Origin of the sequence: Arthrobacter sp. 9MFCol3.1, from assembly GCF_000620385.1 — a bacterium.
Lineage (GTDB): Bacteria > Actinomycetota > Actinomycetes > Actinomycetales > Micrococcaceae > Arthrobacter.
Map to the genome: position 1 here is coordinate 110,614 of NZ_JIBJ01000004.1, position 18,336 is coordinate 128,949.

The following is an 18,336-nucleotide window of genomic DNA, read 5'->3' on the forward strand; positions in this document are numbered from 1 at the left end:
TCCGCGGAGGGGCTTTGTTTCGTCATAATTCCGAGGGGACGACGGGAATCGAACCCGCGTAATCAGTTTGGAAGACTGAGGCTTTACCATTAAGCTACGTCCCCGGGATCTCACTGGAACTCCAGTAAAACTTCCGGGCGGCTGTTCAAGCCGGATACAACTAAACCCAATTCAGGGCCCCGGTGTCAAATGTGCAAATCAGCACAGTATGACCGTAGACTGTTCTGTGCACTTACGGGGTGTAGCTCAGCTTGGCTAGAGCGCCTGCTTTGGGAGCAGGAAGTCGCAGGTTCAAATCCTGTCACCCCGACTCTGCAAGCACTGCCAGCACGTGGCAATGCAGAACCCCATACCCCCCACACCAGGAGTACTTAGACTGTGAAGAGCGCTGTCGAGAACCTCACCCCCACGCGGGTCAAGCTCAATGTTGAGGTCCCTTTTGAGGAATTGAAGCCCAGCATCGCAGAGGCATACAAGACTGTTGCTTCGCAGATCCAGGTCCCCGGTTTCCGGAAGGGCAAGGTCCCCTCCAAGCTCATTGACCAGCGCGTTGGCCGCGGCTACGTCCTGGAGACGGCCATCAACGAAGGCCTCAACGGCTGGTACCAGGCCGCCGTGCAGGAAACCGGCATCCGCCCCCTGAGCCGTCCCGAGGTCGAGATCACCGAGGTTCCGGACCCGTCCGCCACCGACGGCGAACTCAAGTTCCACGCCGAGGTTGACATCCGCCCCGAGATCGAACTGCCCGACTACGCCGGCATCAAGGTTGAGGTCGCTGCCGCCGAGTCCTCGGACGCCGACGTCGACAAGGCCCTGGACGAACTCCGCGGCCGCTTCGGCACGCTGAAGTCCGTGGACCGCCCGGCCGCCGACGGCGACTTCCTGACCATCGACATCGCAGCCTCGATCGACGGCGCCGATGTTGACTCCGCCTCCGGCCTGTCCTACCAGGTTGGCGCCGGCACCATGCTCGAAGGCCTCGACGAGGCCGTCACCGGCCTCAGCGCCGACGAAGACGCCATCTTTGACACCACGCTGGTCGGCGGCGAGCACGCCGGCGAGTCCGCCCAGGTCAAGGTCACCGTCAAGGCCGTTAAGGAGCGCGAGCTCCCCGTCGCCGACGACGACTTCGCCCAGCTCGCCAGCGAATTCGACACCCTGGCCGAGCTCCGTGAGGACCTTGCCAAGCAGGCCGCCGAGTCCAAGGTTGTTGACCAGGGCGTCGAAGCCCGCGACAAGGTCCTGGACAAGCTCGTTGAGCTCGTCGAGGTTCCCGTCCCGGCGTCGATCGTCGAAGAGCAGCTTGAGCAGCACTTCAGCGCCGAAAACGCCCACGGTGAAGGCGAGCACGACACCGAGGAACACCGCGCCGAGGTTAAGGCCAACACCGAGCGCGCCTTCCAGAACGAGATCATCCTCGACGCCATCGCTGAGAAGGAAGAAGTCAACGTCAGCCAGAATGAGCTGATCGACTACATCGTCACCACCGCCAGCCAGTACGGCATGGACCCGAACCAGTTCGCCCAGATCATCGATCAGAGCGGCCAGGTGCCCATGATGGTTTCCGAGGTCCGCCGCCGCAAGGCACTGGCCGTTGTGCTGGGCCAGGCCGAGGTCACCGACTCCGAGGGCAACAAGGTTGACCTGAGCGACTTCGTCCGCCCCGGCGACGAGGCTGCCCCGGCCGCCGAGACCGTTGAGGACGAAGCAGCTTCGGAAGAAGCCACCATCGAGGCCACGCCGAGCGATGACCCCGCAGCAGTGAAGTTCTAGCAGTCCCTGAGACGTAGAACAGTCGGCCCCCGGATCACCGATCCGGGGGCCGACCGCTTTAAGTCCCCGCCTGCGGCCACGCCCGGCCGGCACGGTCGGTTCGGGGGCCACGAACGCCCCGCATCCGGGACCCGGCGCGAGGGGTTCCGGCAATCGTGCGCCGTCAGCGAACAGCCCGGCGCCAGCGAACAAAGCGGGCGTGAAAACGGTTAGTGTCGCTGTAGGAAAGTTCAGTGATGTCGTCCAGTGGCGTCACCGTCGCCAGCGAGAGGTAAGTACATATGTCACAGCAAGCAGGGGCACCCCGGATGGCCACGGTCGATCCGGCAGCCCAGGATAACTACATTTACAACCGCCTGCTGAAAGAGCGCATCATCTGGCTCGGCTCCGAGGTCCGCGACGATAACGCCAACGCGATCTGCTCCCAGCTGCTGCTGCTCTCGGCGGAGAATCCTGAAAGGGACATCTACCTTTACATCAACTCACCCGGCGGCTCCGTCACCGCCGGCATGGCTATCTACGACACCATGCAGTTCATCCCGAACGATGTTGTCACGGTTGCCACCGGCCTCGCCGCGTCCATGGGCCAGTTCCTGCTCTCCTCCGGCACCAAGGGCAAGCGCTATGCCACCCCCAACGCCCGCATCCTCATGCACCAGCCTTCCGGCGGCATCGGCGGCACGGCGTCGGACATCAAGATCCAGGCCGAGCTGATCCTGCACATGAAGAAGGTCATGGCCGAACTGACCGCCGACCAGACCGGGCAGACCGTGGAAACCATCCTCAAGGACAACGACCGCGACAAGTGGTTCACGGCCCCGGAAGCCCTCGAATACGGCTTCTTCGACAAGATCGCCGCGCACGCCGGATCCGTGGCCGGCGGCGGCGGAACAAACGCCAACGGCTCCGGCAACAGCGGCGGCGCTGCGACAGCCACCGAGAACTGACCGGCAGGTAGACAGCAATGAATTCAGGAGCAATGAACATGAACTACAACTTCGGTTCGACTGCCGGCAACCTGCCGAGCAGCCGCTACGTGCTGCCCCAGTTCGAAGAGCGCACCCCCTACGGCTTCAAGCGCCAGGACCCGTACACCAAGCTGTTCGAGGACCGCATCATCTTCCTCGGCGTGCAGGTCGACGACGCCTCGGCCGACGACGTCATGGCCCAGCTGCTGGTGCTCGAGTCCACCGACCCGGACCGCGACATCACGCTCTACATCAACTCCCCGGGCGGCTCCTTCACCGCCATGACCGCGATCTACGACACCATGACGTACATCCGGCCTGAGATCCAGACCGTCTGCCTCGGCCAGGCGGCCAGCGCCGCCGCCGTGCTGCTCGCGGCCGGCACGCCGGGCAAACGCCTCGCGCTGCCGAACGCCCGCGTACTGATCCACCAGCCCTCACTGTCCGGCGGACAGGGCGGGCAGGCCTCGGATCTGGAGATCCAGGCCGCCGAGGTCATGCGCATGCGCTCCTGGCTCGAGGACACGCTGGCCAAGCACTCCGGCCGGACGCCGGAGCAGGTCAACAACGACATCGAGCGGGACAAGATCCTCACGGCCGCCGAGGCCATGCAGTACGGCCTCATTGACCAGGTCCTGGATTCCCGCAAGATCAAGCCCCAGGCAATCGCGCGCTAATCAGCAATCCGCGGCGCCGGTGCGGCATTTTTACTTGGCCGCACCGGCGTTCGCTTTCCACCCAACGGGCCCAAAGTGACCTAGAGTGGAACATGTCACAGCCAGCAGCAAGCTACTAAAGGGGTTCACACATGGCTCGGATTGGCGAGAGCACAGATTTGCTGAAGTGTTCTTTCTGCGGAAAGAGCCAGAAGCAGGTCCGCAAGCTCATTGCCGGGCCCGGCGTCTACATCTGCGACGAGTGCATCGAACTCTGCAACGAGATCATCGAAGAGGAACTCGCGGAAGTAGCTGACCTGGGCAGTTTCGAGTTGCCCAAGCCCCGCGAAATCTTTGATTTCCTGCAGGAATATGTGATTGGCCAGGAACCCGCCAAGCGATCGCTCGCCGTCGCGGTGTACAACCACTACAAACGGATCCAGGCCGGCCACGCGCCGAAGAGCGGCAACCTCGCCGACGGCGTGCACCACGACGACGTCGAGATCGCCAAGTCCAACATCCTGCTGATCGGCCCCACCGGCTGCGGCAAGACCTACCTGGCCCAAACCCTCGCCCGCCGCCTCAACGTCCCGTTCGCCGTCGCCGACGCCACTGCCCTGACCGAGGCCGGCTACGTTGGGGAGGACGTGGAGAACATCCTCCTCAAGCTCATCCAGGCTGCCGACTACGACGTCAAAAAGGCCGAGCAAGGCATCATCTACATCGATGAGATCGACAAGATTTCACGCAAGAGCGAAAATCCGTCCATCACCCGGGACGTCTCGGGGGAGGGCGTTCAGCAGGCACTGCTGAAAATCCTCGAGGGCACGGTGGCCTCGGTCCCGCCGCAGGGCGGACGCAAGCACCCGCACCAGGAATTCATCCAGATCGACACCACCAACGTGCTGTTCATCGTGGCCGGCGCGTTCGCCGGGCTCGAGGACATCATCGGTTCGCGGTCCGGGCGCAAGGGCATCGGCTTCGGCGCCCCGCTCAACGAGGTCAAGAACACCACGGATTCCTACGGCGAGGTCATGCCGGAAGACCTGCTCAAGTTCGGGCTGATCCCGGAATTCATCGGCCGGCTGCCCGTCATCACGACCGTCTCGAACCTGGACCGCGCCGCCCTCATCCAGATCCTGTCCACGCCGAAGAATGCCCTCGTCAAGCAATACCAGAAGATGTTCCAGCTCGACGGCGTCGAGCTCATCTTCGAGGACGAGGCCCTCAACACCATTGCCGACCAGGCGCTGGAGCGCGGCACCGGAGCCCGGGGACTCCGCGCCATCATGGAGGAAGTCCTGCTCCCGGTCATGTTCGACCTCCCCAGCCGCGACGACGTCGCCAGCGTCGTGATCACGGAAGAGGTCGTGACCAAGAAGGCCGCGCCCACGATGATCGCCCACGACGAGGTCAAGCGCCGCAAGTCGGCCTGATCCGGAATATAAACGCGGCCAAGGTCGCTGTACTCTTTTGCGCGCCGTGTGTGTGACCTGCCCCGGCGCTGTCCCAAGCAGACTTTTTAAGGAGAACACCTGTGTCTGAAACCATGACCAACAAAGCCGACTTCTGGTTCGACCCGATGTGCCCCTTCGCCTGGGTCACCTCCCGCTGGATCGGCGAAGTCGAAGAAGTCCGCGACATCAAGACCGAGTGGCATGTGATGAGCCTCGCCGTGCTCAATGAGGGCCGCGAGGAACTGCCCGAGCAGTACCGCGAGTTCATGAAGAAGGCGTGGGCTCCGGTCCGCGTCATCACCGCCGCCGCTGAACAGCATGGTGCGGAATACATCAAGGCGCTCTATGACTCCATGGGCACCAAGATCCACAACGAAGGCATCACGGATATCGACGAGGTCATCGCCAAGTCGCTGGCGGAGGCGGGACTGCCGGCCGAGCTTGCGGCCGCGGGCCAGGGCGACGAATTCGACGCGCAGCTGCGCGCGAGCCACGAGGCAGGCATCTCGCTGGTTGGACAGGACGTGGGGACACCCGTCGTCGCCTTCAACGGCACGGCCTTCTTCGGCCCGGTCCTGACGCGCATCCCGCGCGGCGAGGAAGCCGGCCGGATTTGGGACGCCACGGTGACCCTGGCATCCTTCCCGTACTTCTTCGAAATCAAGCGCAGCCGCACCGAAAGCCCCGTCTTCAACTAGGCCTGAACACGCCGGGCCGCGCCCCTGCCCGGCCTGCCAGGAGCCCCGGCAGAACTACTCCGATGTAGTTCTGCCGGGGCTCTTGTGCACGGCAGGCCGGGGGACAACAATAGAACTTACCCACTTCGAAAGAAGAGGGACGCAGGAACCAAAGATTCAGTGACACTCATCCGACGCAGCCTTCGGCAAAGTCAGATGATGGCTACCAGTGACGAGGTAGGAAGACCTGAAAGTCTAAGGATCCCGCCAGATTGTCTAAGACGTCACGTGACAATCGAAAAGTCGAAGCCCCACCAACGGCTAACGCTGATGGGGCTTCCCCTTTGCCCAAAAACAGGGTGACCTGGGCAGGTGCGCACGACCCGATGCGGGTCATGCGCACCTGAGGGTGCCAGGGACAGGCTCCGTGGGGGCAGCCACGGGTGTCGGCCGCCGGTGTTAGTCGCGGCGGTCTTCCCGGCGGTCACCGCGGTCGTCACGGCGGTCTTCCCGGCGGTCGCCGCGACGGTTGATCCCGTGGGCGACCACAACGGCCCCGCCGACGGCGGCGGCGGTCCTGCGTCTGCGTCGTGCTGCCAGTGGCATGTCAGGCTCCTTCTATCGCGTCTTCAGAGGACTGGGTTTCGGCCTCGGCGTCGGCCTGGAAGGCGGCGATGACGGCCTGGGTCGGGATCCGGCCGCTGGCCACGAGTTGGCCGCCGGCCTTGCGGACTGCCGTGCCGAACGGGGCCGCCCACAGGTTCTCCCAGACGAGCACCGCGGCGGAGTGGCCGGGCGCGATCGTCTCGGCCAGGTCCATGACGTCCTGCTCAGAGAGCACCATGGCCAGGTCGGCCTCGGCCGTGCGCACCTCGCCGAGCTCGCTCGGGTCGAGGTCGGAGATCTCCGCTGTCTCGAGTGTGCCGTCCTCCGTCTTCCTCAGGAACACCATGTCGAGCACCCTGACGAGGTCACGCTGGACCAGGTCCTCCAGGAACGGGGCGATCTGGCCCTTGCCGAAGTCGGGTCCGGGGAATTCAACGACGATCCAGTCGACCGGCCCCAGTTCATCGAGTGTCTCAGTCATGCGTATGACCTCCGCTTCTTCTTGGGGTTCAAGGCGGTCCGACGGACCGCTGCATCTCATTCTGTGCCCCCGGTGAGGTGCGGCGCCTCACCCGCACCGGGTGACCTCATGCACCCGGGGCAGGGCCCGCGGTCCTGTTCCGTCTGTTCGGCGGTGGTGACGGGGAAGGTTGCCCGCGCAGTGGGACTGCCCGGCGGCCCAGCGGAGGCAGGCCTCGGCGTGAATCGCTGCTGACCCTGAGGACGAGCGAGGGCGCCGCGCCGGGTTTCCCCGGCACGGCGCCCTCGTCAGTCTCCGGAGGCCAGACCCAAACTTCTGCCCCCCGGGCGCTCCGCTACGCCTGGACGGCCGGCTCGGCAGGTGCCAGCACGACGTCGCTGACGGCCAGTTCGCCCTCGCCGGCGACCAGCGCCAGTTCACGGGCGTTGGCCGCAGCCTTGAGGTCGGCGAGGCCGGCCTTGAGCTGGGTTGTGAGGGACTCCGAGGCCGTGATCGTCGCGGACAGCACCTCGGTGCGCTGCTTGACCTTGGCCTCGGACTTGGCCTTGCGGATGCCGCTGAGCGCGGTGCCCACCGTGGCCAGGAGGGTTGTGTCGCCGTCGACCGCGATGGCGGAGGGCCACTGGGCGCGGTGCACGGAACCGGTGCGCCACCAGCTCCAGACTTCCTCCGTGGCGAACGGCAGGAACGGCGCGAAGAGCCGCAGGAGGGTGTCCAGGCTCGTCGCGAGGGCGGCCAGCACGGACGCCTGCTGCTCCTCGCCGGCCGCACCGTAGGCACGGTCCTTGATGAGCTCCACGTAGTCGTCGGTGAAGTTCCAGAAGAAGCTCTCGGTGATCTGCAGCGCCCGGGCGTAGTCGTAGCCCTCGAACGCCTTGGTGGCCTGCTGAACGACGTCGGCGAGCTGGGCCAGGACGGCCCGGTCCAGCGGGTTGCTCAGCACGGACAGGTCACCGGAGACGACCGAGTCCTCGGTGGCACCCAGGTTCAGGACGAACTTGGAGGCGTTGAGCAGCTTGATCGCCAGACGGCGGCCGATCTTCATCTGCGCGATCTCGTAGGCGGTGTCCGCGCCGAGCTTGGCCGAGGCCGCCCAGTAGCGCACGGCGTCGGAACCGTACTCGTCCAGCACATCCGTGGGCACAATGACGTTGCCCTTGGATTTGGACATCTTCTTCCGGTCCGGGTCCAGGATCCAGCCGGAAATGGCAGCGTGCTTCCACGGTGCAGTCTTCTGCAGCGCGTCGGCGCGGACGGCGGAGGAGAACAGCCAGGTCCGGATGATGTCATGGCCCTGCGGGCGCACGTCGAAGGGGAAGACCTTGGCGAAGAGCGCCTCGTCGGTGCTCCAGCCGCCCACAATCTGCGGGGTCAGCGAGGACGTGGCCCAGGTATCGAGGACGTCCGCGTCGCCGGTGAAGCCGCCCGGCACGTCGCGCTGGGCTTCCTCGTAGCCGGGGGCCGCATCCGCCGCGGGATCCACGGGCAGCTGCGCGTCGGACGGGACGATCGGCGCGTCGTACTCGGGGTTGCCGTCGGCATCCAGCGGATACCAGACCGGTACCGGCACACCGAAGAAGCGCTGGCGGGACACGAGCCAGTCGCCGTTGAGCCCCGAAATCCAGTTCTCGTAGCGGGAGCGCATGAACGCCGGGTGGAACTCGATCTCGTTGCCGCGGCCAATCAGCCGTTCGCGGCGGTCCTCGTCGCGGCCGCCGTTGCGGATGTACCACTGGCGCGAGGTCACGACCTCGAGAGGCTTGTCACCCTTCTCGAAGAAGTTCACCGGGTGCATGATCTTCTTGGGCTCGCCGTCGAGCAGGTCCGCGGCGGCCAGGAGCTCCACCACGGACTCCTTGGCACTGAACACCGTCTTGCCGGCGATGGCCGCGAAGTTGGCGCGGCCTTCTTCGGTGGTGATCCACTCCGGGGTCTCGCCGATGATGCGGCCGTCGCGGCCCACGATCGCGCGGGTGGGCAGCTGCAGCTCGCGCCACCAGGTGACATCGGTGAGGTCGCCGAAGGTGCAGACCATGGCGACGCCGGAGCCCTTGTCCGCCTTGGCCAGCGGGTGGGCCTTGACCTCCACCTCGACGCCGAACAGCGGTGAGGTGACCTTCTTACCGAACAGCGGCTTGTAGCGCTCGTCGTCGGGGTTGGCCACGAGCGCGGCGCAGGCGGCCAGCAGCTCGGGGCGGGTGGTCTCGATGAAGATCTTCTCGCCGTCTTCGGTGAAGAACGGGTAGCGGTAGTAGGCGCCAGCGACCTCGCGGTCCTCAAGCTCGGCCTGGGCCACCGCGGTGCGGAACGTGACATCCCACAGGGTGGGGGCCTCGGCCATGTACGCGTCGCCGGCGGCCAGGTTGGCCAGGAAGGCCCGCTGCGAGATGGCGCGGGACTTGTCATCGATGGTCCGGTAGGTCAGGTCCCAGTCCACGGACAGGCCCAGGGTCTGGAAGAGGTGCTCGAAGACCTTCTCGTCCTCGACCGCGAGCTCTTCGCACAGCTCGATGAAGTTCTTGCGGGAGATGACGTCGAAGTCGCGCTGGTTCTTGGCGGGCTCGGCCGGGGGACGGTAGCCGGCGTCGTAGGCGATCGCCGGATCGCAGCGCACGCCGTAGTAGTTCTGCACGCGGCGCTCGGTGGGCAGGCCGTTGTCGTCCCAGCCCATGGGGTAGAAGACGTTCTTGCCGGTCATGCGCTGGTAGCGCGCCAGGACGTCGGTCTGGGTGTAGGAGAACATGTGTCCGACGTGGAGGGATCCCGACGCGGTGGGTGGGGGAGTGTCGATCGAGTAGACCTGTTCCCGGGTGGTGTCCTGGGTGAACTTGTAGGTCCCTTCCTCAAGCCAGCGCCGCGTGAGCGCCTCTTCCAGCCCCTCCAGGGCGGGCTTGTCCGGAACGTTGATGGGGGCGGTGGTGGGCGTGTCTGTACCCTGATTGTCTTCAGCCATGGGCCAATTCTTCCACTAACTGCCATCCCCTTATGTACCGGAACGCACCGGCGGCGGGTTCTCCGGGTGCGGGAGCCGCCGAAGTAACGTGAAGTAGCATGCGCAGATGGGCAATTCTGAGGGAAATTCTGCCGGAACCTTCGCGATCAAGCGCGTCTATGAGGATCCTTCCGACGACGACGGCTGCCGGGTCCTGGTGGACCGGCTCTGGCCGCGGGGAGTCAGCAAGGAACGGGCCCAACTGGAGCTCTGGCTCAAGGACGTGGCGCCGTCACCGCCGCTGCGCAAGGAATTCGCGCACATGCAGGAGCGGTTCGCGCAGTTCCGGGCGGCCTATGAAGCGGAGCTGAAAACCAACCCCGCGGTGCAGACGCTGTACGGACTCGCGGCGGAGCACGGGAAAGTGACCCTGCTCTTCGGCGCCCGGGACCCGGAGACCAACCATGCCCGGGTGCTTCAGGAGTTCCTGGAGCGAGGCCGCAACAGCAGGAAATGAGCCCGGCATTGCCGTTAGGGTGGTGCCATGACTGAGGGAATCGACAACAACACACAAGAATTCACGACACAGGAATTCAAGGCAGCAGTGGCCAAAGCGGCAGTGGTCACCGGCGCCAGCACCGGAATCGGCGAGGCCACGGTGCGTGCGCTCCGCAAGGAAGGCTGGACCGTGTTCGCCGTCGCCCGCCGTGCCGACCGGCTCGAAGCGCTCGCCGCCGAAACCGGCGCCGTCGCCCTTCCCGCCGATGTGACCGACGACGCCGATGTGGCCCGGCTGCTCGATGAAGTGACCCGCGCCGGCGGCATCGACACGCTGATCAACATCGCGGGCGGTGCCCGCGGCGCCGACAAGGTTGCCGGGGCCAAGACCGAGGACTGGGAATGGATGTTCCAGGTGAACGTGCTGGGCAGCATGAAGCTGATCCGCTCCTTCCTGCCCATGCTGCGTGCCTGCGGCGAGGGCACCGTGCTGAACCTGACCTCCACCGCCGGGCTCGCGGCCTACGAGGGCGGCGGCGGCTACAACGCGGCCAAGTTCGCCCAGCACGCCCTGACCGGCGCCCTGCGGCTCGAAGAGGCCGAGCACAACCTCCGCGTGATCGAGGTAGCCCCCGGGCTGGTGCAGACCGAGGAGTTCGCCCTCAACCGCCTCGGCGACCAGGACGCGGCAGCCAAGGTGTACCAGGGAGTCGAGAAGCCGCTGACCGCCGAGGACGTGGCCGATGTGGTCCGCTACGCCGTCGTCGCGCCGCACCACATCAACCTGGACCAGATCGTGATCCGCCCGGTAGCGCAGGCGGCCAACTACAAGCTGATCCGCAAGAACCAGTAGGGCGGCGGGCCGGGGGCAGGGGCCGGGTGCGGGGGACGGGACGTCCGGCGGCGACACCGGACGTTCACCGCCGTGTGGGGCGGAGGTCAGGCGTTGCTGGTCCGGAGTTGGCCGGGGTTGGGCAAGGTGGCGCATGCAACTGCACACCACCAGAGTGGAGATCTTTCCCATGCGAACCCCGACGAAGCTCGGCGCTGCCGTACTCAGCGCAGCCCTGCTCCTCACCGCCGCCGCCCAGGCAAACGCTGCCGACACAAACCCCAACGGCCAGGACAACCACTTTGACCTCGAGGCCCATCGAGGCGGCATCGGCCTGAGCGTCGAGTCAACCCTGGCGTCGTTCGCGAAGGGGATCGAGACCGGCGTCTCCACCCTTGAGCTTGACCTCCAGATCACCAGGGACGGCCACGAGGTCATCACCCACGACCGCAAGATCAGCGGCCAGAAGTGCCTGGACACGGCTCCTGTCACGCCGAACGACCCCCAGTTCCCTTACGTGGGCAAATACGTCAAGGACCTGACGTTCGCGCAGGTCCGGAGCCTGGACTGCGGGAGCCTCACGCTGCCCCAGTTCCCGGGCCAGGCGGCCTCGCCGGGCGCCAAGATGCCCACGCTGGCCGAGGTCTTCGCGTTGGCGGACTCCCGCCGCGCCAGCCGGGTGAAGTTCAATATCGAAACCAAGGTGGAGGCAGGTGCGCCGCAGGAAACCGCGCCGCGTGAGCAGTTCGTCGACGTCGCGCTCCGCGAAATCAAGGCCGCCCACATGCAGAGCCGTGTCTCAATCCAGAGCTTCGACTGGGGTTCGCTGCGCCTGGTGCAGCAGCAGGATCCCCAGATCCGCACCGTGGCCCTGACCAACAAGGACTTCCTCCAGGCAGGCCAGCCGGGCAAGTCGCCGTGGCTGGGCGGCATCGACGCCGATGACTTCGGCGGCGACCTCGTCGCCGCAGCCTCCTCCCTGGGCTTCGATGCCATCTCACCGGTGCACGGCACGCCGCAGAACGGCGCCGTGACGGATCCGGGCTATGTTCCGTACGTCACCGCCGACATGGTCCGCCGTGCCCACGCGGCCGGCATGCAGGTCATTCCGTGGACCGTTGATGACAAGCCCACCATGCGGGCGCTCATCGGTGCCGGCGTGGACGGGCTGATCACGGATTACCCGGACAGGCTCCGGGACGTGATGGCCGAGTCCGGCATGAAACTGCCGCGCAGCTAGTCCGCCGCCGGGACGGACAACGTGGCCAGGACCGCCGCGTGGTCCGTCCCGGCCACCGGCAGCACGGCATAGCCGCTGCTGCGCACCCGCGGGCCGGTCACGATGTGGTCGATCACCACGCCAGGCAGTGGGGGCCCCGCCATGGGCCAGGTCGGCACCAGCCGCGCCAGGGCGGCGGCGCCGGCGTCGACGCGGGTGCCATCGGGCCCCGTACCGTCCTGGCCCTGAAGGAGCTGGCGGAACTCCGCGTGGTCGAGGGTGGCGTTGAAGTCGCCCAGCAGCAGCATGTTGCCGGGACGGGCGGCAAGGCGGCCCAGGGAAGCCAATTCGCTACGCCACTGCCCGGCCCGGCCCCACACCGGCGCCTTGGTGTGCACGTTGGTCACGGTGAGGGGAGCCGGGCGGCCGCCGGCGTCGAGTTCCAACTGCACCGTGGGCATGTGGAAGGCTGAACCGTCCACGGAGTCCACCGGAATCATCGGGCGGGTGGAGTACACGGCACCGCCGCCCGCACCGTCCCTCGAACGGCTGATCCGGTGCGGAAGCAGCGCGCCCAGCCCCTCCGCGTCCAGCCGTTTTTCCAGGGCCGGCGAGAGTTCCTGGACGGCAAGGAACCCGACGTTGTTTTCACGCACCAGCCGGACCACTTCCGCGGCGTCCGCCTGGCCTTTCCAGGCGTTAAGGCTCATGACCGTCAGTTCCGCCGCCGGGGCTGCGGCCTGTGCCTGGCCTGTGCTCTGTTGCCCGCCAGGCCGCGGATCCGCCTCCCGGGCCAAAAACCTGTCCGCCACCCGGTCCGGCGGGAACAGCCACAGCAGCTGGAGGGCCAGGAGGGCGCCGGCGGGGAGGACCGCCCAGGGACGCCGCCCCGGCAGCGCGAGCAGGAGGGCTGCGCCGGCGGGGAGCACGAACCAGGGAGTGAAGGCCACGAGCTGGACCACAGGGGCCGGCCACGGCGCCGGGACCGCCCGGAAGATCGATACCACCGCAACGGGCGCGGCGCAGAGGGCAGAGGACACGTGCCACCGCCGGCTGGCGCTGCGGCGCTTCACGGGTGGGCCCGGGGCGGCCGGGGGACGGTCATGGCAAGAGTCTATGCAGTCGGACCGCCGGCGTCGCCCTTTTCCAGCGGAGTTTGCGGCGTTATGAATCGCAGTGGCACTGCCTGTCACTGTCTGTCACTGCGTTTGGGACAGTGATTTGCAGTACCATCGACGTAGCAGCTTTGACCCGGCCATCACCGGTGAGCTTCCGGAAGAACACCCTCGCGGGCGGTGGAGACTCAGTCACCACAGTGTGCGCGCGGGCCAGTAGAACCGGACGGGTAAGCCCGTCACAGCAGTAATGAGCGGCCGACGCCGGTGCAGCGCCCTTCTCGCGAAGGGGAGCGGACCGGTGGCGGTAAGTGAGGTGGTACCGCGGTCCGTGGTGTCGGAAGACAACAGGGCCGTCCTCGCATCCTGAATACATGTGTTCACCAGCTCAACCCAGGATGTCGAGATGACTTATTACCCCAAGGCCTCCGCCGCAGGCGCCGGCTCCACCACCTCTGCGTCAAACGCGGCTTCCAACGCCGCGGGCGTATCCGCCTCCGTGAAGTTCCCGGAGATCGAAGAGCGCATCCTCAAATACTGGGACCAGGACGGCACCTTCCAGGCGAGCATCGACCAGCGGGATGCCGGCCAAGACGGAAGCAACGAATTCGTCTTCTACGACGGCCCGCCCTTCGCCAACGGCCTGCCGCACTACGGCCACCTCCTGACCGGCTACGCCAAAGACCTCGTGGGCCGCTACCAGACCCAGCGCGGCCGCCGGGTGGAGCGCCGCTTCGGCTGGGACACCCACGGGCTGCCCGCCGAGCTGGAAGCCATGAAGCAGCTCGGCATGACGGACAAGACCCAGATCGAGGCCATGGGCATCGACAAGTTCAACGACGCCTGCCGCGCCTCCGTCATGAAGTACGCCGACGAATGGAAGAGCTACGTCACCCGCCAGGCGCGCTGGGTGGACTTCGAGAACGACTACAAGACCCTCAACGTCGAATACATGGAGTCCGTGCTCTGGGCCTTCAAGCAGCTGCACGAAAAGGGCCTGACCTACAACGGCTACCGCGTCCTGCCGTACTGCTGGAAGGACGAGACGCCGCTGTCCAACCATGAGCTGCGCATGGACGACGACGTATACAAAAACCGCCAGGACCAGACCGTCACGGTCACGTTCCCCATCACGGCGGGGGAGTCGGAGCTGTCCCGGCAGCTCGCCGGGGTGCAGGCACTCGCCTGGACCACCACGCCCTGGACGCTGCCCACCAACCTGGCGCTCGCCGTCGGTCCCGACATCACCTACGTGGTCCTGCCGGCCGGCCCGCACGGGATCAAGGCCGCGGCAGCCGAAGCTCCCGTCACGGGCAGCTTCCTGCTCGCCGCTGACCTCCTGGCCGCCTACGCCAAGGACCTCGGCTACGGCGACGGGGCCGAGGGCGTCGCCGCCGCGGAAGCCGCCATCACCTCCCGCCACACCGGCGCCGAGCTGGACGGCCTGAGCTACGAGCCGCTCTGGGACTATTTCCACGACGCCGAAAAATACGGCACCGAGAACGCCTGGCGCTTCCTGGAGGCCGACTACGTCACCACCACCGACGGAACCGGCATCGTCCACCAGGCCCCCGCCTACGGCGAAGACGACCAGAAAATCTGTGAAGAGGCCGGCATCCCGGTGGTCCTCTCGGTCGACGAGGGCGCAAAGTTCCTGCCGCTCTTCGGCCACGGCGACCTCGCCGAAATCGCCGGGCTCCAGGTCTTCGAGGCCAACAAGCCCATCACCCAGGTGCTCCGCGCCCAGGGCCGCCTGGTCCGCCAGGCCAGCTACGAGCACAGCTACCCGCACTGCTGGCGCTGCCGCAACCCGCTGATCTACCGCGCCGTGTCCTCCTGGTACGTCGAGGTCACCAAGTTCAAGGACCGCATGTCCGAGCTCAACCAGGACATCAACTGGATCCCGGGCAACGTCAAGGACGGCCAGTTCGGCAAGTGGCTCGCCAACGCCCGCGACTGGTCCATCAGCCGCAACCGCTACTGGGGCAGCCCCATCCCCGTCTGGCAGTCCACCGACCCGGACTACCCGCGCACCGACGTCTACGGCTCCCTGGCCGAGATCGAGGCCGACTTCGGCCGCCTGCCGCTGAACAACGACGGCCAGGTGGACCTGCACCGGCCGTTCATCGACGAGCTCACCCGCCCGAACCCGGACGACCCCCGCACCCCGGAAGAAGGCCAGTCCGTCATGCGCCGCGTCGAGGACGTCCTGGACGTCTGGTTCGACTCCGGCTCCATGCCCTACGGCCAGGTCCACTACCCGTTCCAGAACGAGGAATGGTTCGACACCCACAACCCGGCGGACTTCATCGTCGAGTACATCGGCCAGACCCGCGGCTGGTTCTACATGCTCCACATCCTCTCCACCGCGCTGTTCGACCGGCCGGCCTTCCGCAACGTCATCAGCCACGGCATCGTCCTGGGCTCCGACGGGCAAAAGATGTCCAAGAGCCTGCGCAACTACCCGGACGTCTCCGAAGTCCTGGACCGCGACGGCTCCGACGCCATGCGCTGGTTCCTGATGTCCAGCCCCATCCTGCGCGGCGGCAACCTCGTGGTCACCGAGCAGGGCATCCGCGACGGCGTCCGCCAGGTCATCCTGCCGCTGTGGAACGTGTACAGCTTCTTCACGCTCTACACGAACGCTTCGGCTGGCGGGAACGGCTACGACGCGAAGCTCCGCTACGACGGTTACGCCGACACCCTGGACCAGTACCTCATGGCCAACACCGGTGACCTGGTCCGGAACATGACCGCCCAGCTGGACAGCTACGACATCTCCGGCGCCTGCGATGAGCTGCGCAGCTACCTGGACATGCTCACCAACTGGTACGTCCGCCGCAGCCGCCAGCGCTTCTTCGACGAGAGCGTGGACGCCTTCGACGCGCTCTACACCGCGCTGGAAACCGTCACCCGCGTGGCCGCGTCCCTGCTGCCGCTGATCTCCGAGGAAATCTGGCGCGGCCTCACCGGCGGGCGCTCCGTGCACCTGGCGGACTGGCCGGATGCCGGACTGTTCCCGGCCAACCCGGGCCTGGTCGAGGCGATGGACCGTGTGCAGCAGATCTGCTCCACCGGCTCCTCGCTGCGCAAGGCCGCCAACCTGCGCGTGCGCCTGCCGCTGCAGGAACTCACGGTCGTGGCACCGGGCGCGGACGCGCTGGGCGGCTTCGCCGCCGTCGTCGCCGATGAACTGAACCTGCGCTCGGTCCGCCTGCTCGACGCCGAGGCCGCCTCCCCGGAGGAGTTCGGCATCGAACAGAAGCTCGTGGTCAACGCCCGGGCCGCCGGCCCGCGGCTGGGCAAGAACGTCCAGCAGGCCATCAAGGGCTCCAAGTCCGGCGACTGGTCGGTCAGCGACGCCGGAGTGGTCACCGCCGGCGGCCTCGACCTCGAGCCGCAGGAATACACCCTGGAAACCGTCGTGGCCGAAGCCGCGGAGGGAGCAGGATCCCGCGCGGCCGCCGTGCTTCCCGGCGGAGGTTTCGTGGTCCTCAACACCGAGGTCACCCCGGAGCTGGAGGCTGAAGGTATGGCACGTGACATGGTCCGCGCCATCCAGCAGGCCCGCAAGGACGCCGGACTCAATGTCAGCGACCGGATCAGCACGTCCGTCACGGCGAAGCAGGACGTCGTCGAGGCCCTGCTGGCCAACGCGGAGCTGGTCAAGACCGAAACCCTGACCGTCGAGCTGGAAACCCTGGCGGCCGACGTCAAAGACCCGCAGGTCAGCGTCGCCAAGAAAGTTGGAGCCTAAGCCATGACCGACGAATTCTCCGTAGAAAGCGTCTACGCCGAGCTCCTGGGCCGCGCGCCGGAAAACAAAATGGAGCCGCGGCTCGCCCCGCTGCACCGGGCCATGGAAATCCTGGGGGAGCCGAACAAGGCGTTCCCGATCATCCACGTCACCGGCACCAACGGCAAGACCTCCACGGCCCGGATGATCGAGGCCGGGCTGCGCGCCCACGGCCTGAGCACCGGCCGCTACACGAGCCCACACCTGTCCAAGGTCACCGAGCGGATCAGCATCGACGGCGCCCCGGTGCCGGATGAGACGTTCGTCCGGATCTGGGACGAGATCCGGCCCTACCTGCAGATCGTGGACGGCGAACTCGAGGCGGCAGGCCAGCCCCGGCTGACCTACTTCGAGTGCCTGACCATCCTGGGCTTCGCGGTCTTCGCGGACCAGCCGGTCAACGTCGCGGTCATGGAAGTGGGCCTGGGCGGCATCACCGACGCCACGAACGTCGGCGACGGCCAAGTGGCCGTGATCACCCCGATCTCCCTGGACCACACCGATTTGCTGGGCGACACCACCGGGGACATCGCCTATGAGAAAGCCGGCATCATCAAGCCCGGCGGCTTCCTCATCAGCGCGGCGCAGCCGGTCGACGCGGCCCAGGTCCTGCTGGAGAAGGCCAAGGAGGTCAACGTGCCGTTCCGCTTCGAGGGCGTGGAGTTCGGCGTTGAATCCCGCACCGTCGCGGTGGGCGGCCAGATGGTGACCATCCAGGGCATCGCGGGCCGCTACGAGGACCTGCTGGTACCGCTGCACGGCGCGCACCAGGCCGAGAACGCCGCCGTCGCCATTGCCGCGCTGGAAGCGTTCTTCGGCGGGGAAAAGGCGATCGACGCCGAGATCCTGCAGGAGGCCTTCGCCTCCGTCACCTCCCCGGGCCGGCTCGAGGTGGTCCGCACCGCGCCGACCATCATCGTGGACGCCGCCCACAACCCGGAGGGCATCCGGGTCTCCGCCGAGGCCATCCACGAGGCCTTCAACTTCACCAAGCTGGTGGTGGTGGTCGGTGTGCTGCGGGAAAAGGACGCCGAGGAAATCCTGCGCCAGCTCAAGGAATCCCTGGGCGGGCTCGCCACCGAATACTGCTTCACCCAGTCCAACTCGCCCCGGGCTGTCCCGGCCGAGGACCTGGCCGAGATCGCGGTTGACCTGGGCTTCGGCGAGGAGAACATCCACGTCGCCGAGAAGCTCGACGACGCCCTCGAATGGGCCGTGGAACGTGCCGAAGCCGACGACGAGCTCGCCGGCGGGGTCCTCGTGACGGGCTCGATCACGCTCGTCGCGGACGCCCGGATCCTGCTCGGAAAGGCGGACGCGTAAGCG

14 protein-coding genes and 2 tRNA genes are annotated in these 18,336 nt (G+C 66.6%); 11 read left to right on the plus strand and 5 right to left on the minus strand.

The features are described from left to right. Positions 1 to 33 precede the first annotated feature (33 nt). A tRNA-Gly gene (locus C560_RS0103285) sits at positions 34 to 104 on the minus strand. Positions 105 to 235: 131 nt separating this feature from the next. On the opposite strand from C560_RS0103285, the gene C560_RS0103290 reads away from it, so the two are divergent. The 6 genes from C560_RS0103290 to C560_RS0103315 all read left to right on the plus strand — a co-directional run bounded on the left by C560_RS0103290 (position 236) and on the right by C560_RS0103315 (position 5,552). Then, positions 236 to 310: transfer RNA gene (locus tag C560_RS0103290), tRNA-Pro, on the plus strand. A 68-nt stretch (positions 311 to 378) separates the two neighbouring features. Beyond that, entirely contained in the window at positions 379 to 1,773 is a 1,395-nt protein-coding gene (gene tig, locus C560_RS0103295) for a trigger factor (RefSeq protein ID WP_026537114.1), read from the plus strand. Between the two features lie 308 nt (positions 1,774 to 2,081). Continuing rightward, the gene (locus C560_RS0103300; RefSeq protein ID WP_018773375.1) at positions 2,082 to 2,720 is read left to right on the plus strand and encodes an ATP-dependent Clp protease proteolytic subunit; all 639 of its coding nucleotides are present in this window, start codon (positions 2,082 to 2,084) and stop codon (positions 2,718 to 2,720) included. A gap of 38 nt (positions 2,721 to 2,758) precedes the next feature. Further along, positions 2,759 to 3,418 carry an ATP-dependent Clp protease proteolytic subunit gene (locus C560_RS0103305; protein ID WP_026266422.1) on the plus strand — a complete coding sequence of 220 codons (660 nt, stop codon included), beginning with the start codon at positions 2,759 to 2,761 and terminating at the stop codon, positions 3,416 to 3,418. A 131-nt stretch (positions 3,419 to 3,549) separates the two neighbouring features. After that, complete coding sequence (gene clpX, locus C560_RS0103310) at positions 3,550 to 4,833, plus strand: ATP-dependent Clp protease ATP-binding subunit ClpX (RefSeq protein WP_018773373.1); 1,284 nt, start codon at positions 3,550 to 3,552, stop codon at positions 4,831 to 4,833. A gap of 113 nt (positions 4,834 to 4,946) precedes the next feature. Next, positions 4,947 to 5,552, plus strand: coding sequence for a mycothiol-dependent nitroreductase Rv2466c family protein (locus C560_RS0103315; RefSeq protein WP_051533012.1), 606 nt, complete (start codon positions 4,947 to 4,949; stop codon positions 5,550 to 5,552). Positions 5,553 to 5,990: 438 nt separating this feature from the next. Here the strand turns inward: C560_RS0103315 and C560_RS23285 are convergent, their stop codons facing one another. The 3 genes from C560_RS23285 to valS form a co-directional block, all read right to left on the minus strand. Then, a complete protein-coding gene (locus C560_RS23285) occupies positions 5,991 to 6,137 on the minus strand; it encodes a hypothetical protein (protein WP_155855732.1) in 147 nt (48 codons plus the stop codon). Between the two features lies 1 nt (position 6,138). Beyond that, complete coding sequence (locus tag C560_RS0103325) at positions 6,139 to 6,618, minus strand: DUF6325 family protein (RefSeq protein WP_026537116.1); 480 nt, start codon at positions 6,616 to 6,618, stop codon at positions 6,139 to 6,141. A 334-nt stretch (positions 6,619 to 6,952) separates the two neighbouring features. Next, positions 6,953 to 9,571 carry a valine--tRNA ligase gene (gene valS, locus C560_RS0103330; protein ID WP_026537117.1) on the minus strand — a complete coding sequence of 873 codons (2,619 nt, stop codon included), beginning with the start codon at positions 9,569 to 9,571 and terminating at the stop codon, positions 6,953 to 6,955. A 106-nt stretch (positions 9,572 to 9,677) separates the two neighbouring features. Here valS and C560_RS0103335 point away from each other — a divergent pair, with 106 nt between their 5' ends. The 3 genes from C560_RS0103335 (at position 9,678) to C560_RS0103345 (ending at position 12,120) form a co-directional block, all read left to right on the plus strand. After that, on the plus strand, positions 9,678 to 10,067 hold the full coding sequence (locus tag C560_RS0103335; RefSeq protein WP_051532984.1) for a DUF488 domain-containing protein: 390 nt from the start codon (positions 9,678 to 9,680) through the stop codon (positions 10,065 to 10,067). Between the two features lie 27 nt (positions 10,068 to 10,094). After that, positions 10,095 to 10,901, plus strand: coding sequence for an SDR family oxidoreductase (locus C560_RS0103340; RefSeq protein WP_231494245.1), 807 nt, complete (start codon positions 10,095 to 10,097; stop codon positions 10,899 to 10,901). A 133-nt stretch (positions 10,902 to 11,034) separates the two neighbouring features. Next, positions 11,035 to 12,120 (plus strand): glycerophosphodiester phosphodiesterase, encoded by a 1,086-nt coding sequence (locus tag C560_RS0103345; RefSeq protein ID WP_155855733.1) that lies wholly within the window; start codon positions 11,035 to 11,037, stop codon positions 12,118 to 12,120. On the opposite strand, the gene C560_RS0103350 is transcribed toward C560_RS0103345, so the two are convergent. Further along, positions 12,117 to 13,139, minus strand: a complete 1,023-nt coding sequence (locus C560_RS0103350) for an endonuclease/exonuclease/phosphatase family protein (protein ID WP_026537121.1) — start codon at positions 13,137 to 13,139, stop codon at positions 12,117 to 12,119. The two genes, C560_RS0103345 and C560_RS0103350, sit on opposite strands and share 4 nt — an antisense overlap. A 481-nt stretch (positions 13,140 to 13,620) precedes the next feature. Here C560_RS0103350 and ileS point away from each other — a divergent pair, with 481 nt between their 5' ends. Further along, a complete protein-coding gene (gene ileS, locus C560_RS0103355; RefSeq protein ID WP_026537122.1) occupies positions 13,621 to 16,971 on the plus strand; it encodes an isoleucine--tRNA ligase in 3,351 nt (1,116 codons plus the stop codon). Positions 16,972 to 16,974: 3 nt separating this feature from the next. Next, on the plus strand, positions 16,975 to 18,333 hold the full coding sequence (locus C560_RS0103360; protein ID WP_026537123.1) for a bifunctional folylpolyglutamate synthase/dihydrofolate synthase: 1,359 nt from the start codon (positions 16,975 to 16,977) through the stop codon (positions 18,331 to 18,333). The last annotated feature ends 3 nt before the right edge of the window (positions 18,334 to 18,336 follow it).

Excerpts from the sequence above, each read along its gene's own strand:
- C560_RS0103300 (WP_018773375.1), top strand. The coding sequence starts at position 2,082 with ATGGCCACGGTCGATCCGGCAGCCCAGGATAACTACATTTACAACCGC.
- C560_RS0103305 (WP_026266422.1), top strand. The coding sequence starts at position 2,759 with ATGAACTACAACTTCGGTTCGACTGCCGGCAACCTGCCGAGCAGCCGC.
- clpX (WP_018773373.1), top strand. The coding sequence starts at position 3,550 with ATGGCTCGGATTGGCGAGAGCACAGATTTGCTGAAGTGTTCTTTCTGC.
- C560_RS0103315 (WP_051533012.1), top strand. The coding sequence starts at position 4,947 with ATGACCAACAAAGCCGACTTCTGGTTCGACCCGATGTGCCCCTTCGCC.
- C560_RS23285 (WP_155855732.1), bottom strand. The coding sequence starts at position 6,137 with ATGCCACTGGCAGCACGACGCAGACGCAGGACCGCCGCCGCCGTCGGC.
- C560_RS0103325 (WP_026537116.1), bottom strand. The coding sequence starts at position 6,618 with ATGACTGAGACACTCGATGAACTGGGGCCGGTCGACTGGATCGTCGTT.
- valS (WP_026537117.1), bottom strand. The coding sequence starts at position 9,571 with ATGGCTGAAGACAATCAGGGTACAGACACGCCCACCACCGCCCCCATC.
- C560_RS0103335 (WP_051532984.1), top strand. The coding sequence starts at position 9,678 with ATGGGCAATTCTGAGGGAAATTCTGCCGGAACCTTCGCGATCAAGCGC.
- C560_RS0103340 (WP_231494245.1), top strand. The coding sequence starts at position 10,095 with ATGACTGAGGGAATCGACAACAACACACAAGAATTCACGACACAGGAA.
- C560_RS0103345 (WP_155855733.1), top strand. The coding sequence starts at position 11,035 with ATGCAACTGCACACCACCAGAGTGGAGATCTTTCCCATGCGAACCCCG.
- ileS (WP_026537122.1), top strand. The coding sequence starts at position 13,621 with ATGACTTATTACCCCAAGGCCTCCGCCGCAGGCGCCGGCTCCACCACC.
- C560_RS0103360 (WP_026537123.1), top strand. The coding sequence starts at position 16,975 with ATGACCGACGAATTCTCCGTAGAAAGCGTCTACGCCGAGCTCCTGGGC.